Below are 1,294 nucleotides of genomic sequence, written 5' to 3'. Positions count from 1 at the left end.
ACAGGGCCGCCGCCGAGCCGGGACCGTTGCGGCGGGCCGCCTCGCGGACCAGCGCGGCGAACGTCGACCGGGCCGTCTCCTCCCAGGTGAACGTCGCCGCATGGGCCAGCGCCCCGGCGGCGAGGCGGGCGTGCAGGTCCCGGTCGGTGAGCACGCCGGCCAGCGTCCGGCCGAGCTCGGCGGGCTCCACGAGCAGGCCGGTCTCGCCGTCGATGACCGCGTCGGTGTGCCCGGCGATGCGGGTCGCCACCGACGGCACACCGCACGCCGCCGCCTCGGTGATCGTCATGCCCCAGCCCTCGCGGGCCGACGCCGACGTCAGCACCCAGGCTCGCTGGTAGAGCGCGCGCAGCTCCTCGTCGTCCACCCGCCCGACGAGGTGCAGCCAGTCGGCCGCGCCGGCCGCGCGAATCTTCTTCTCCAGCTCCGGGCGCTCGTAGCCCTCGCCGACGATGACCGCCTCCATCGTCGGGTGCTCCGTGCGGGCCCGCAGCAGCGCGTCGATGAGCAGGTCGAACCGCTTCACCGGGACGAGGCGGCCCACCGAGAGCACCAGCGGATGCGGCGAGCGCTCGCCCGCCGGGACGTACGCCGGGTCGATGCCCGGCGGCACCACCGTGATGTTGCGCGGCGGCAGGCCCAGCAGCTCGATGATCTCGTGACGGGACGACTGGGACAGCGTCAGGATCCGGGTCCGCCGGTACATCGGCGGGGCCACCCGGAACTCCATCGTCTCGCCGACCTTCGCGAGCCGGGGCGAGAGCACCATCCGCCACATCTCCGCGTGCACGTGGTGCAGGAACACCACCCGCGGGCAGCGGGCCCACACGGGGGAGAAGAACGGCATTCCGTTCCAGATCTCCACCAGGCCGTCCCACGGCCCGCCGCGGCCCGCGGCCCCGGAGAACGCCGTGCGCGGGAAGACGGAGTAGCGCCCGGCCTTGCGCACGACCGCGTAGCCGTTGCGGCGCACCGTCTCGGGGTGCCCCGGCGCCATCGCCGTGCGCAGGCTGACATCGATGCCCGCGTGCGCCCACCGCTGCGCGACCTTGTCGGCGTGCAGCTCCGAACCGCCGGACTCGGGGTCGTCGAGGTCGCGCCAGGCCAGCATGTGTACCCGGCGCAGACCCGAGGTCTCGACCAGCTCCGCCAGGGACGGGCGCCGCGTCCCGATCCCCTCGATGCCGGGCGCGCCGACCTGCGGGGCGAGCAGCCCGGCGTACGTCGCCTGATCCGTTCGGGATTCCCGCTGCGACGCCGACTCGGTGAACAACGGCATCACGCTCCCTTCAAG

General features: G+C 74.3%; 1 protein-coding gene. It reads right to left on the bottom strand.

Translation table 11 applies throughout. The features are described from left to right. On the bottom strand, positions 1-1,279 hold a 1,279-nt coding region (locus MXD58_RS27790; protein WP_250611123.1), incomplete at its 3' end, for a glycosyltransferase family 4 protein. Positions 1,280-1,294 lie beyond the last annotated feature (15 nt).

The sequence above is a fragment of the Frankia sp. AgKG'84/4 genome (genome assembly GCF_023242965.2).
In the GTDB taxonomy this organism is placed as follows: Bacteria; Actinomycetota; Actinomycetes; order Frankiales; family Frankiaceae; genus Frankia.
This window is presented reverse-complemented; position numbering and strand designations above follow the sequence as displayed.